The following is a 13,280-nucleotide window of genomic DNA, read 5'->3' on the forward strand; positions in this document are numbered from 1 at the left end:
TTTACTATTTCGTTTCGTCTGTCCACTTTAAACGGACAGGCGTACTACAACTTGCGTGATTCTTTCACAATGGCACCCTTCTTTTTCTCCAGATGCCCCTTGTATTCAACCAGTTCGACTTCACAGCCAGGACCAATGACAACTTGGTTACCGCGGACTACCTTCGCTCTCGTATGCTCCAGGTAAATATCATCCCCTTCAATCACCGAAACCATAACCTTTGCGTGCGGTGAGGGTCTAAAGAAGAAACTTAACGGATGCAGCATACTCGCTTTACGAATTCTAATTTTCTCTCCGCCGATCTCTTTCACTGTTGAATCTTGGAATAGTCTAACGTCGACATCCCCTGCATTTAGCAGTCCTCCAATATCAAACATCCCTTTCAAGTGAAACACATCGACTTCGCAATCCCCTCCTGCAGTGACTTGGCCCTTCAATGCGATCCGGTTGCCTAACATATGACCTTTCACTTCAATCGTCCCTGATCCAGTTAATGAGCCAATTTCGGCATCACCACTGATACTCACCGTCCCCGAATTTTTCATTGTATCGCTTTGAACATTGCCCGTCAATGAAAATGTGCCTACAATGCCTGTTTGGCCTGCCTGCAGATCACCATCCATCTCTATGGTTCCGATACATTTCAACAGACGGCATTTCATATCTCCTTCTACGATGCCTTCTCCAACAATTTTCACACGATCGTAAAGACCACCTGCCACAGTGGAGCTGCCTGTAATGTTCAAGTTACTAATTGACGAACGTTTGTTTGCATTCAATTCCATTGTACATCAAACCCTCCTCTCTCCGCTACACTTTTTCGCTGATCTTCACTTTGGATTTCTTATCTTGTTCGAGCTTGACTGTATATTCAATGAGTCCGATCTCGCAACCAGGCCCAATCGTAATATTCGCCCCTCTTACTACATCTGCCGTCGTGTACTCCAGATAAATATGATCGCCTTCGATCGTCTGGCACGTCAAATGATTGCCGATAGCTGCAGGCAGAATCTTCAACAAACTAGCAAAGCTAATTCCCGACTGCTTACGAATTTGGATTCGTTCTCCACCGATTTCCGCTATTTTGCAATGACCGTGTAAGGTAACTTGGATGGTATCCGCATTGAGTGTGCCCACTTGCAGCTTGCCATTTGCATGAAACTTCTCTGCTTCACAACTGCCGGTTATCGTGGATGCACCGTGTATCTCAATATTCTCGCCAAAATAATTTCCCTCGACCTTCACTCTCCCGTGAATCCGTGTACGCTTAGCCTTCAAATCCCCCTGAATCGTAAGGGTCCCATTCATTTCCGCCGTTTCCGATTGGATGCTGCCATTCACTTCTCCACGACCATTTAGCGTAAAATGCGAGCAAATAACGTCCCCTTCCAGGCGTCCTATTCCATCAATTTTCACGGTACGAAAGCTCCCGCCATTCGAAGAACCTATCCCAGAAATCATCAAATTACGTTTCAGTTCCGCTGTCTGCATGGGTGCCACCTCCTTACACTGTTGTTATTTTTAGCTTCAACTCTTCAATTTTCTTCGCTACCTGCACGCGGAGCACGACTTTAGCACCACGCTCGCAAAACAGTTCACAGCCTGTCGTAACAAGGAAGAACAAAGTTAAGCCCATCTTGCGAATAAAAATTAAATCACAAGGCTTTCCCTCAAACTTGGCATATTGCTCTTTCATCGTCAGAAGCAGGTGCTTTCCTTCATCGAGGCTCATCTCCCCAGTTTGTAAGCAATCCTCTAATAGGAACAGAAACAACGTTTCTTCAAAGCTGTACACCGCAGTCGCACCTAAAAAGGGGGAAGCATATTCAATCGTCGCTAGTGAAACAATGTTACGATTCACAAGCTCTAATTTGTCTATTCTCAGATCACTCGGAACGATAGAGAACACATCCGCTAGTTCGTCCAGAGATAGATCATCTTTCATATTTAAAATTTTATCGATACGCGCCAGCATCTGCCCCTTCGGAAAAAACGTTTCCTGTCCCGTAAACGCTGATTTCCGTATAAACCATTCCTCAGGAACTAAGTTTTTCCGTTTCCAGCGGTATAATTGACCATAGGATATTCCTGTTAGCTCTAATAGCTCTTTTTTGGAGATCAAATCCTCTTCCAAACGACATCCCTCCTTTGCAAATTTAATTTAACATAACATTGTTACGTTGACATCAGCCTTGAGACTGAACCCCAATCAGTCCTGGATACGATTCGATCGCTGTAACTCGAATTTTTCGAGTTACAGCGGCTTTATCGCCTCTTTCTCTTCCCGTAACTCGAATTTTTCGACTTACAGTGGCTACTTCGTCTCTTTCTCTTCCCGTAACTCGAATTTTTCGAGTTACAGCAGCTACTTCGTCTCTTTCTCTTCTCGTAACTCGAATTTTTCGAGTTACAGCGGATATATCGCCTCTTTCCCTTCCCGTAACTCGAATTTTTCGAGTTACGGCGAATACTTCGACTCTTTCCCTTCCCGTAACTCGAATTTTTCGAGTTACGGCGACTATATCGCCTCTTTCCCTTCCCCTAACTCGAATTTTTCGAGTTACGGGCTTATCGACCCGATTAGCTAGGCGCATAACCACAAAAAAACCACCCAGCAACCGCTGAGTGGTTCATTTCTTCACTTCTATGTTTCACTTATTAAAATATAAAATCATCGTCCGTCAAAGCCTCGACGTGAATCGTGCGCACATAACCATTGCCTTTTTTGGAGAAAAAGTCATGCTGCTTCGTCTTCGTGCTCAGTCCGTTCAATACAATCGGGTTGATCTCTTCTTCCGGGAACATCGGTTCAACACCCAGATTCATGAACGCCTTATTCGCATTATAGCGTAAGAATGCTTTCACCTCGTCTGCTAGACCGAGCGGTCCGTACAGACTATCTGTATAGCCTTCTTCATTCGCATGAAGCTCTTTCAACAGCGCACACAGCGTCGCGTACGCCTCATCTTGCTCAACTGGGCTAAGCTCCGCGTAGACCTCTTGTGCCAACACGCCGATGTACAGGCCGTGGATGCTCTCGTCGCGTAGAATCAAATCAATGATTTCGCCGCTGCTCGTCATTTTACCTTGGCCAGCCAAGTACAACGGATAATAGAAACCGCTATAGAACAAATAGCTTTCTAGCAATACAGACGATGCCATCGCTAGATACAGCTCTTTGGTCGTATTAATATTCTCATAGTAGTGTGAAATCTTATTCGCCTTAAACTGCAAGTGTGGATTGCGCTCCACCCATTGGAACAGCTCGTTGATCTCCTCAGTCGTAGACAGCGTCGTGAAAATCGAACTGTAAGACTTCGCATGAATCTGCTCCATCATCCCCATGAAGCTAAGCACAGCTTTGCGCTGCAGCCCATCCACATGCTCAAGAATCTTCGGCATCCCAACGCCGCCTTGCATCGTATCGAGCAATGTCAGACCGCCTAGCACCTTCATATACAGCTCGCGCTCCACAGCGCTCAAGGTAATCCAAGACATTTTATCATCAGACAATGGAATCTCTTCATCTGTCCAAAATTGCATAATATTTTGATTCCAGAACGTATTCGTAAAATCATCATCAGGTCGGTTCCAATTTACCGCTTTACGAACGATTGGTTTATTTAGAGTAGGTGCACTTGTCATGATTGGTAATCCCCTTCCTAATTATACCGAGCAGCTTACACATTCCTCAACGGATAGCTGATTGGTTCGTGTGTAGTAGAGCGATTTAAGTCCTTTGTGTGCCGCATACAGGTATAATTTAGCAAGTTGTCTTGTTGAAACATCACTGTTTACGTGTAAAATGGTCGAGATCCCTTGATCCACATGCGTTTGAATCTCCGAAATGAGGTCAAGAATCTTGAACTGATCCATCTGATAAGCAGATTTATAGTAGAAGAAATTGTCACGTGCCATGAATGGCATCGGATAATACGTTGTTGAGTTCGCATACGTACGTGTCTCAATCGGCTCAACAATCGGCATAACGCTGGAGGTTGAATTTTGGATATATGAGATGCTTTGCGTCGGCGCTACTGCCAAACGATATGCATGATAGAGCCCATGCTTCTGAACGTTCGCTTGCAACGCTTTCCAGTCGTCTGGAGACGGAATCGGCATGCCTTCGAATAAACCTTTCACTTTGTCCGACAGCGGACGGTAATCTATTTCTGTATAACGGGTAAAATAATTCCCATTGGCATACTCGGATAGCTCAAAGCCTTCGAACGTTTGCCCGGATTCTTTGGCAATCTCCATACTTTTTTCAATGGAATAGAAATTCATCGCTGCAAAGAAGGTGCGAACGAAATCTCTCGCTTCAGCACTCTCATAAGCAATTTTGTTCTTGGATAAATAGCCGTGCAAGTTCATAACGCCAAGACCGACAGAGTGCAGCTCACGGTTCGCTTTCGCAACACCTGGCGCATTATGGATCGTCGTCATATCACTCACCGAAGTTAGAGCAATCATGCCTTCATGGACGGTTTCGCGCAGCTTTTTACGATCCATCACATTGGCAATGTTCATGGAAGCTAGGTTACAGCTGATATCGCGAAGAATAACGTCATCTTGACCGTAATCATTAATTTCGGATGTTTCTTGCAATTGGAAAATTTCTGTACAGAGATTAGACATCTTGATCGTCCCAATCCCTTTCAGGGCATGATCCTTATTCGCATTCGTACGATTCATCATATATGGATAACCGGATTCCAGTTGAGTTGTCGCAATTTTGGTCAGCATATCACGTGCCTGCATGACGACTTTCTTTTTGACTTTCGGATTCGCTAGGAGTTCATCATACATCTCATCCATATCCAGGTCATCGAGATGCTTGCCATAGGCTTGAAGAACGGTATAAGGTGCAAAAATATGTAGAGGCTTGTTTTCCTCCGCCAGCTTATAAAACTTATTCGGAACAATAAGTCCGATCGAAAGAGTTTTCAAACGGGATTTCTCATCCGCGTTAATTTTCTTGCTATCCAAGAATTCCAATACGTCCCAGCCAAAAATATTATAATACGCCGCGCCTGAACCCTTGCGTTGTCCCATCTGATCCGCATAAGAGAACGCATCCTCCATCAGCTTAAGGACAGGTATAATTCCTTTTGCCGCGCCCTCAACACCTTTAATCGTTTCACCACGACCACGAAGCTTCGATAAATTCACGGCTACCCCGCCGCCAATTTTGGAAAGCTGCATGCACGTTGCGAGTACATAGTTGATGGAATTTAAGGAATCGTCCATTTCCAATAAGAAGCAAGATACCATTTCACCTCGACGACTCTTACCTGCGTTCAGGAATGTAGGTGTCGCTGGCTGCAACCGTTGCTCCATCATGGACAGGGCCAGTACTCGTGCTGTCTCGGCATTTCCGCGACCTAAGTACAGGGCTACAATCGCTACGCGATCTGGAAAATGCTCCAGATATAACGTCTTATCATCACTGCGTAAAGCGTAATCTGTATAAAATTTCGAAGCTGCCATATACGATGCGAACTCGAATTGATTGTCATGTGCCACTTGATACACGCTGTTTACTTCAGCTTCGGTGTATTTGTCATAAACATTCTCGTAGAAGTTATTGTCGATCATGTAACGAACCTTCGAAGAGGTATCGGGGAATGTGAGGCTTTTGCTGTGGACTTCCTTCATAAACACTTCAACAGCTTCTTTATCCTTCTCTAATTGGAAGAAACCATCCATACCGCGTTGCATTAATTCATTATTAAGTTCAATGTGCCGCAATTGCTTGTACCCCCTGAACAAATCGTTCTACATCATTTTTGGTGCCAGATAATTCGAATTTCGTTAATACGGGAACATCGTAAAGTGCAGAGATCGTATCTGCGCTTTTGGCGAAGCCATCACCCCAGTTGCGATTACCGCTAGCTGCTACGCCTTGAAGACGAGAAGAATTACTTTCTAGGAAAGAAGCTACCTTGGGAGGAATTTGACCAAAACCAGTTGTGTACGTCACGAGAACGAATGGCTCGTCCATCGTCATCGCTTCCTCAATCTGAACTGCAGGCATTTGGAGTTTCGCAATAAAACGGCGAACATTTCCAGTCTTCGAATCGTAAGCAATTATCATAGCTTCCGTCTCCTATCATTATCAATTCTCTCTATCTTGTGCCAACACTTGCTAGTAACCTATATGTAGTAAAAATGCTCATTCTATCGTCTGCCACTCGTGGGTGATACTACCCTGTAATCGACAGAATCTGCGTTTTCGTAACGACTCCGTACGCGGTCAAAAAAGCTTAAAACCTGCGTTATTACTTGGTTTCCGCCGCTATTTGAGCCTTCAGCCAGCAATCTCGCAACGCGCTTTTTATCACGACATCTAGTTGATAGTTTCAAATTTATATCAATATATTGTGTTTGTCAACGAGGTAAAAGGCCTATTTACATTTCCAAAACACCAAACCCTAGACGGGGCGTGGCTCGATAGGTTTAGAAAAAATATTTTAATTTTTCACTTGATTTTTTCAGAAATGTCGAAATGCCTAGGACCATTATCACCCACTAGATCTAGTTGCAACTTCTCTCTCAATCATCCTCTTTAAACCTTCTCAGAGACCCTCTAGAGGCTTCAGAACACTTCGATTGAAACTCTATGCCTCCGACAAAAAAAAGCTATCCATGCGCACACGAGGGTGCCATGAATAGCTTCCTTCTTTTGTATTAGCTGTTGCGTTGTTGGAAATCAGTCATGAATTCAGCAAGTGCTTTACATGAAGCGTAAGGTACAGCGTTATACGTGGATGCACGTAAACCGCCAACGCTGCGGTGACCTTTCAAACCAACAAAACCTTGCTGCTCGGTTTCTTTAATGAATTTCTTTTCCAGCTCTTCATCTTGCAAGCGGAAAGTAATATTCATGTTAGAACGGCTTCCTAGATCCACTGGTCCACGATAGAAGCCATTGCTGCTATCGATTGCGCTGTAAATGAGGCCTGATTTTTCGATATTATTCTTTTCAATAACTGTTAATCCGCCTTGCTCCTCAATCCATTTCAACACCAGATTCACCATGTAAATGGAATAAGCCGGTGGCGTGTTATAAAGGGAATTGTTTTTGCTATGCGTTTCATAACGCATCATCGTAGGGATTGTTTTCGGCAGATCAACGAGTAAATCGTCTTTAATAATCGCCACAGTCACGCCAGACGGTCCAAGGTTCTTCTGTGCTCCCGCATAGATCATGCTGAACTTCGACACATCAACCGGGCGGCTCAAGATATCACTGGACATGTCACCGATTAAAGGTATGTTGCCTGTATCCGGGAAGCTTTGGAACTGCGCACCCTCAATTGTTTCATTGGAAGTGATGTGCAGATAAGCTGAATTCGGATCAAGGTTAATTTCACTTAGAGCAGGAATTTTCATGAATTTCTGTTCTTTCGAACTAGCTGCAAGAGAAACTTCTCCAAATAGCGCTGCTTCTTGTACAGCCTTCTCGGCCCAAGCGCCTGTCAACACGTAGCTGCCAACCTTGCCAGCTTTTAAGAAATTCATAGGTATCATGGAGAACTGAGAGCTCGCTCCACCTGTCAAAAAGAGAATTTGGTATCCATCTGGAATACCGAAAATACGCTTCAACAGCGCTTGTGTTTCATTATGTACTTGCTCATATTCCGAACTACGGTGAGATATTTCCATGATGGACATGCCAATACCTTTAAAATCAACAAATTCCTCTTGCGCTCTTTGAAGTACTTCGAGCGGTAACGCCGCAGGCCCTGCGTTAAAGTTATAGGCCCTGTTTCCCATGAGTGACCACACCTTTGCTTTTGTATTATGGCTATGATAGCAATATTCTGATCAAGCATCAAGTAAAACCTCAAACAAGCTCTCCAAGCGCAGGTCGAATACCGCTGTAAATCGCAACCATTTCCTCCAGCTTCATCCGAACAAGACCGCTCGAAGACGGGCATACATAATCGACAACACCGTCTACCATCGGGTTCGGTTGAATCCCCCATGCAATACCTCTGCGGCCGCTATATTGCTCATAAACACCTTTCCCCACGAAGCACACCACCTTAGGTCGGAAGTACTCGATTTTCTCTTTCAAAATACGTCTGCCTTCTCGATACTCCTCCACCGTGATTTCTGCTGCGGTTAGCGAGGGGCGTGCTACGATATTCGTGAAGCCGTACCCAATTTGAAGGAGATCGCCATCCTCTTGTGGTTTGTAGAGCCTAGGCGTTAAACCTGCCTGCAGCAGGATGCGATAGAATCGATTACTCGGATTCGCATAATGATGCCCCGTTTCACCAGATCGGATACTCGGGTTATAACCAACGAAGAGAATTTGCAGCCCCTCCGCGATATGATCTGATATTGCCGCTAATTCCAAGCAGGCACCACCTTCTATCTCTCATTAAATAAATTTTAAATTCTCATAAGATTTGCCCAGCACGCTGGTTGTATCTCCTTTTAACCACGAGTCAATTAACGTACTATAGACGGAGCGGAAATCCACCTCATATTTTAAATCATCATTGTCTAGGTTACTCAAGTTGGGATAAGCGCCATACAGCCCGCCTTTTACTTTACCGCCAATAACGAACATCGGCGCCGCTGTACCGTGGTCTGTCCCACCGCTTCCGTTCTCTTTCACGCGACGACCGAACTCGGAAAACACCATCACAGTCACACGATCCTGTAATCCCTGTGCCTGCAAATCCTGATAGAAGGCCGTCAGCCCTTCATCGACCTGAGTAAGCATTTGTGCATGCTGCTGCTTTTCATCCGCATGATCATCAAATCCACCTACCTCTACATTGAAGAGTCGCGTACCCGACTTTCCAGCCAACAGCTTCGTCACAAGCTGCAAGTCTCTCGCAAAATTCGAATTCGGGTACTCTATTTTCTTCGTATAGGTGGCGGCAAGTGATTGAATCGCTTCGACGCTCTTATAGGCTTCTGACCCTCTAACTGATGCGACACGCAGCTGTTCCAACGGATTGGATGCCCCATACATATCCAAGAAGGCTTTAGTTATTCTATTCTTGTCCATGAGGGCCGTCTTAGGATCAAATACATGATAGGATTCCAGGGATTGAATTACAGGAAAGCTGGATCGATCTGAGGCGAATGCTTTGCTGCCTGAACCGCCGATTTGAATCACTTTGAGCGGGTTTGGATTATGCGGCAAGGAAGACTCCGCGTATCTGGCCAACCAGCCGCTGCGGCTCATCTTTGCAGGTTCTGCCGTTTGCCAGATCTCCATAGAGCGAAAGTGGGAACGATTAGGCTCTGGATAACCGACTCCTTGTATAATAGCCATTTTTCCTAATTTATACAACGCTGCTAAGCCCGTGAGACTGGGATGCAGGCCAACTTGATTATTAAGCGTCAAGACTTCTTTTTGCGCATATGCAAGCGTTGGTCGCGTATCATAGTATATACCTTGTCCATATGGAATCAACGTATTGATACCGTCATTCCCGCCGCTTAATTGCACAACAACCAGCACCGGTTCATCCACGTCGGGTTCGGAACTACCAGCCCATATAGATTTCCCTGTTTCTGTGAACAGTGCACCGCCAAGCCCCAGGGTTGCGAATAACGCCGTACCTTTAATTAGAAAATCTCTTCTCGTTAATTTCACAAAGTTCCCCCCTATTTCATTTGAGCTTCTGGACTGATCAATACGAGCTGCAAGAGACCACGCAAGCCTGTCAGCTTTTGCTTCACTTGCGCGTTATGTACAATGGTATCGTCTGCATAAGCACTTAAGCTTCGCTGTGTTTGTTCGGATAAATCCGCAACTCCTATGCGCTCTGCATAAATCTTCGCCCAGGCCAATGAGGATTCCCCTTGATCAGGTTTCATTTCTGGCGCGTTCAGCTGTTGTCCGTTCATTTGCTTTGCAATGCCCTCCGCGAACTGATATCTCGCCAATAAGCAATTCGTTGTGAGCCATGAGGCGCCGCCTCTCCAGCCCGCAACGTCAGGAGGGACGAATAGCTCCTGCCCCATCTTGCGCATCGCTTGCGCGTGCCCCTTGGCGACAGAGAGCTTGCAGCATTTGAGAATACCTGCTACATAATCCGCCGGTGTTTTGATGAGCGCCATTCTATGATTCTCTGCGTAGAATTCATCGGATAGGAATAGTTCTTGCAGCACTTCCCCCACGGTTTGCTTTTGTGTGATTAATGCTACTAGGCTCTGAACCCAGCTCTCCGAAGGTGTATCGGTTGCAAAATAGTGCAACAACTTAACAGCTAAGAACATTGGCAAAGCTTTTTGATGAAATAAAATGTCAATCACATCATCTGCATCTAACTTACCGCTTTCTCCCAGCAATGTTTTGGCATCGTTATCGTGTTGCTTCGCATTATAGTTCACCTTTTGTTCGTTCTTATTATACGACCAGCCAGTGAACGCCCGCGCCGACTCCTTCACATCCGTCTCGGTATAATGGCCGATACCTAGCGTGAATAGCTCCATCACCTCACGGGCATAATTTTCATTCGGCTTGCCCTTCTTGTTCTGATTCACATCCAGCCAAATCATCATGGCAGGGTCCTTGCCGATTTCAGTAAGCAGCTCTTTGAAGTTCCCCAGGGCATAGGTGCGAAAAAGTTCATTTTGTTTCGCCATAAGTGAGGCATCCTTCACTTTATAATTAGCTGTCGCGAAATGCCCATGCCAAAACAGCGTCATCTTCTCAATGAGCGGCGTAGGGGAATTGACCATGCGATAAAGCCAATATATCTGCTGATCCACGAGTTGCAACGGGTCCAAGGCTTTCTTACCATCCGTATGAAATTGATCGAAAGGAACGGGATCCGGTGCTTTATCAAGCAATTTCTCACCCCTGACTAAACGCCGAACTGTTTCCTCCCTGCCTAACGACAAGCAAGCCGCAACCTCCTCTTTCGTTGAACCAAAACCTGCACGCCGTAACAAATGAACAACTTCTGTGTTTGTCCACTGGGCTCCCATATTCTCCCCACCGTTCATTTTTTACCATACTGTACCATATAAATGTGTCAAAAGTGTGTAGAAATACAAAAAGGCCAAGTCTAATGACTTGGTCCTATTTTGATATGTATGCCTACGCGTTACCCTTATGCTCGTCCCGAAAGCTGCTCAGCAAGCGTAAGAAAAGAGCCAACTACACGACGTATTCTCTTATCAATATCGGGTTGAATGTCTTCGAAACTAGCATCTACTCGGAAGCTCTTCCGCTGATCCCCGCCAATGGAAATCCATTCCGGACAGTTAATTCCGTGTAGATTGCGAATCGTCGTCTGCATCTGTGTCAGTGAGCTGACAGCAACTGCTCCACCAGAAGAGCTGATTGATAGCACAGCTTTATTCTTGAAATGATCCTGCCCAACATGATCAAGCGCATTTTTCAATACGCCCGACATGCCGCTGTGATATTCTGGGGTTGCCAGTACAATCGCATCGGCGGACAGCATCGCATGTTTAAATGCCTCCAAGGCTGGGTGAGTGTCCCCTTCATCTTCAGGCGAATAAAACGGTAATGGTGTTCGGTATAGATCTAGGAGTGCTACCTCATGTTGTTCCTGCATAGCCAAATGCTGAATATATGCAGCAAGTCGTGTACTTGTAGCAGCGCTATGATTACTTCCCGCAACAATCGTAATTTTCATTAATGTCATCCTTCCTTTGCTAAACATCTCTCGCTAATTATACCTGACAATTATACTTTGTATATACTTATGTTTAGTAATTAATAAAAAGAAAACTGCTCCTCCATAGCGTCCTATGAAGGGGCAGTTTCTATGATCATACTTGATAAGTGCTAAAAATTAGCAATCGAAGTAAAGGTTGTACTCGTGCGGGTGAATACGGATTGCAACTTGTTTCGCTTCGCCGCGTTTCAAGTCGATGTAGTTATCGATGAAGTCTTGTGTGAATACGCCGCCTTCAAGCAAGAAGTCGGAATCAGCTGCAAGAGCATCCAAAGCTTCGTCTAATGTACCAGGAACGCTGCGGATTTCAGCTTTCTCAGCATCGGACATTTCATAGATGTTTGTATCGAAAGGACCGTATCCAAGAGCACGTGGATCGATTTTCTTTTTGATACCGTCAAGACCAGCCATCAACATTGCTGCGAAAGCAAGGTATGGGTTAGCTGTGCTATCAGGTGTACGGAACTCAATACGGCAACCTTTTGGTGTCACAGCTGCGATTGGAATACGAACTGCTGCAGAACGGTTACCTTTGGAGAATACAAGGTTTACCGGAGCTTCGTAACCAGGAACTAGACGTTTGAAGGAGTTTGTACTTGGGTTCGTGATCGCGATCAACGCTGGAGCGTGATACAGGATACCACCGATGTAGTTGATAGCCATTTCGGACAAGTTAGCATATGAACCTTTTTCGTAGAACAAAGGGTTACCTTCGTTGAAAATGGACATATGAACGTGCATTCCGCTACCGTTGTCACCAAATAGTGGTTTCGGCATGAAAGTAGCTACTTTACCGTATTCTCTCGCTGTGTTAGCAACGATGTACTTGTATTTAAGCAGGTTGTCTGCTGTTTTAGTCAATGTGTCAAAACGGAAGTTGATTTCAGCTTGACCAGCTGTTGCCACTTCGTGGTGATGACGTTCGATGCGTAGACCTGCGTCAGCAAGCTTATTACACATTTCGGAACGGATATCTTGTTGAGAATCGATTGGAGCTACTGGAACGTAACCGCCTTTAACTGGAACTTTATAAGCAAGGTTACCGCCTTCTTCTTTACGGCCTGTGTTCCAACCAGCTTCTTCGGAGTCAACTTCGAAGTAAGATTTGTTCATACCATTTTCGAAACGTACATCATCAAAAATGAAGAATTCGGATTCTGGTGCGAAGTATGCAGTTGTACCAACACCAGTTGTTTGCAAATACTCTTCAGCCTTTTGAGCGATGCTACGTGGATCACGGTCATAACGGTCGCCTTCAGGTGTATGGATGTTGCTCATAATTACTAGTGTAGGGTGTGCTGTGAAAGGATCTACATACGCAGTTTCCGTATCTGGCATCATTACCATGTCAGATTGTTCAATACCACGGAATCCTGGGATGGATGAACCGTCAAAAGCTACGCCATTTACGAATGTTTCTTCATCTACTTCTGTAGAAGGCAAAGAGATATGTTGCGCTTTACCGGAAAGACCAACGAAACGAAAATCTACCCACTCAATATTTTTTTCCTTGATAAGGTTCAACACGTTTTGAACTGACATTTAAAAAACCCTCCCATTTCCGTACATTCAACGTACTTTGCATGATTAATGTTC

General features: G+C 45.0%; 13 protein-coding genes. All 13 read right to left on the reverse strand.

Annotated features, from left to right (window positions below):
* Positions 1-44: 44 nt before the first annotated feature.
* The gene (locus AC58QT_RS23905; RefSeq protein ID WP_497411201.1) at positions 45-785 is read right to left on the reverse strand and encodes a hypothetical protein; all 741 of its coding nucleotides are present in this window, start codon (positions 783-785) and stop codon (positions 45-47) included.
* A gap of 25 nt (positions 786-810) precedes the next feature.
* On the reverse strand, positions 811-1,491 hold the full coding sequence (locus tag AC58QT_RS23910) for a polymer-forming cytoskeletal protein (protein ID WP_497411202.1): 681 nt from the start codon (positions 1,489-1,491) through the stop codon (positions 811-813).
* 13 nt (positions 1,492-1,504) lie between these two features.
* The gene (locus AC58QT_RS23915; RefSeq protein ID WP_497411203.1) at positions 1,505-2,134 is read right to left on the reverse strand and encodes a YhbD family protein; all 630 of its coding nucleotides are present in this window, start codon (positions 2,132-2,134) and stop codon (positions 1,505-1,507) included.
* Positions 2,135-2,186: 52 nt separating this feature from the next.
* Positions 2,187-2,600, reverse strand: a complete 414-nt coding sequence (locus AC58QT_RS23920; protein ID WP_497411204.1) for a hypothetical protein — start codon at positions 2,598-2,600, stop codon at positions 2,187-2,189.
* A 58-nt stretch (positions 2,601-2,658) separates the two neighbouring features.
* Entirely contained in the window at positions 2,659-3,645 is a 987-nt protein-coding gene (gene nrdF, locus AC58QT_RS23925; RefSeq protein WP_497411205.1) for a class 1b ribonucleoside-diphosphate reductase subunit beta, read from the reverse strand.
* Positions 3,646-3,666: 21 nt separating this feature from the next.
* Positions 3,667-5,751, reverse strand: coding sequence for a class 1b ribonucleoside-diphosphate reductase subunit alpha (nrdE, locus tag AC58QT_RS23930; protein ID WP_497411206.1), 2,085 nt, complete (start codon positions 5,749-5,751; stop codon positions 3,667-3,669).
* Positions 5,738-6,097: a class Ib ribonucleoside-diphosphate reductase assembly flavoprotein NrdI gene (gene nrdI / locus AC58QT_RS23935; RefSeq protein ID WP_310501929.1), complete on the reverse strand. Its 360-nt coding sequence runs from the start codon at positions 6,095-6,097 to the stop codon at positions 5,738-5,740. Before nrdI ends, nrdE begins: the two co-directional genes overlap by 14 nt.
* A 593-nt stretch (positions 6,098-6,690) precedes the next feature.
* Positions 6,691-7,779, reverse strand: a complete 1,089-nt coding sequence (serC, locus tag AC58QT_RS23940; protein WP_497411207.1) for a 3-phosphoserine/phosphohydroxythreonine transaminase — start codon at positions 7,777-7,779, stop codon at positions 6,691-6,693.
* Positions 7,780-7,849: 70 nt separating this feature from the next.
* The gene (locus tag AC58QT_RS23945; RefSeq protein ID WP_497411208.1) at positions 7,850-8,368 is read right to left on the reverse strand and encodes a mismatch-specific DNA-glycosylase; all 519 of its coding nucleotides are present in this window, start codon (positions 8,366-8,368) and stop codon (positions 7,850-7,852) included.
* A gap of 24 nt (positions 8,369-8,392) precedes the next feature.
* Positions 8,393-9,625 carry a DUF1501 domain-containing protein gene (locus tag AC58QT_RS23950; protein WP_497411209.1) on the reverse strand — a complete coding sequence of 411 codons (1,233 nt, stop codon included), beginning with the start codon at positions 9,623-9,625 and terminating at the stop codon, positions 8,393-8,395.
* An 11-nt stretch (positions 9,626-9,636) separates the two neighbouring features.
* Positions 9,637-10,965, reverse strand: coding sequence for a DUF1800 domain-containing protein (locus AC58QT_RS23955; RefSeq protein ID WP_497411210.1), 1,329 nt, complete (start codon positions 10,963-10,965; stop codon positions 9,637-9,639).
* A gap of 125 nt (positions 10,966-11,090) precedes the next feature.
* Positions 11,091-11,642 carry an NADPH-dependent FMN reductase gene (locus AC58QT_RS23960; protein ID WP_497411211.1) on the reverse strand — a complete coding sequence of 184 codons (552 nt, stop codon included), beginning with the start codon at positions 11,640-11,642 and terminating at the stop codon, positions 11,091-11,093.
* A gap of 159 nt (positions 11,643-11,801) precedes the next feature.
* Positions 11,802-13,226 carry a type I glutamate--ammonia ligase gene (gene glnA, locus AC58QT_RS23965; protein ID WP_236289511.1) on the reverse strand — a complete coding sequence of 475 codons (1,425 nt, stop codon included), beginning with the start codon at positions 13,224-13,226 and terminating at the stop codon, positions 11,802-11,804.
* Positions 13,227-13,280: the final 54 nt, after the last annotated feature.

This window comes from Paenibacillus sp. J31R109, assembly GCF_059692055.1.

Bases quoted from the DNA above. Each gene is read 5' to 3' on its own strand.
- AC58QT_RS23905 (WP_497411201.1), bottom strand. From the start codon at position 785: ATGGAATTGAATGCAAACAAACGTTCGTCAATTAGTAACTTGAACATT.
- AC58QT_RS23910 (WP_497411202.1), bottom strand. From the start codon at position 1,491: ATGCAGACAGCGGAACTGAAACGTAATTTGATGATTTCTGGGATAGGT.
- nrdF (WP_497411205.1), bottom strand. From the start codon at position 3,645: ATGACAAGTGCACCTACTCTAAATAAACCAATCGTTCGTAAAGCGGTA.
- nrdI (WP_310501929.1), bottom strand. From the start codon at position 6,097: ATGATAATTGCTTACGATTCGAAGACTGGAAATGTTCGCCGTTTTATT.
- serC (WP_497411207.1), bottom strand. From the start codon at position 7,779: ATGGGAAACAGGGCCTATAACTTTAACGCAGGGCCTGCGGCGTTACCG.
- AC58QT_RS23955 (WP_497411210.1), bottom strand. From the start codon at position 10,965: ATGGGAGCCCAGTGGACAAACACAGAAGTTGTTCATTTGTTACGGCGT.
- AC58QT_RS23960 (WP_497411211.1), bottom strand. From the start codon at position 11,642: ATGAAAATTACGATTGTTGCGGGAAGTAATCATAGCGCTGCTACAAGT.
- glnA (WP_236289511.1), bottom strand. From the start codon at position 13,226: ATGTCAGTTCAAAACGTGTTGAACCTTATCAAGGAAAAAAATATTGAG.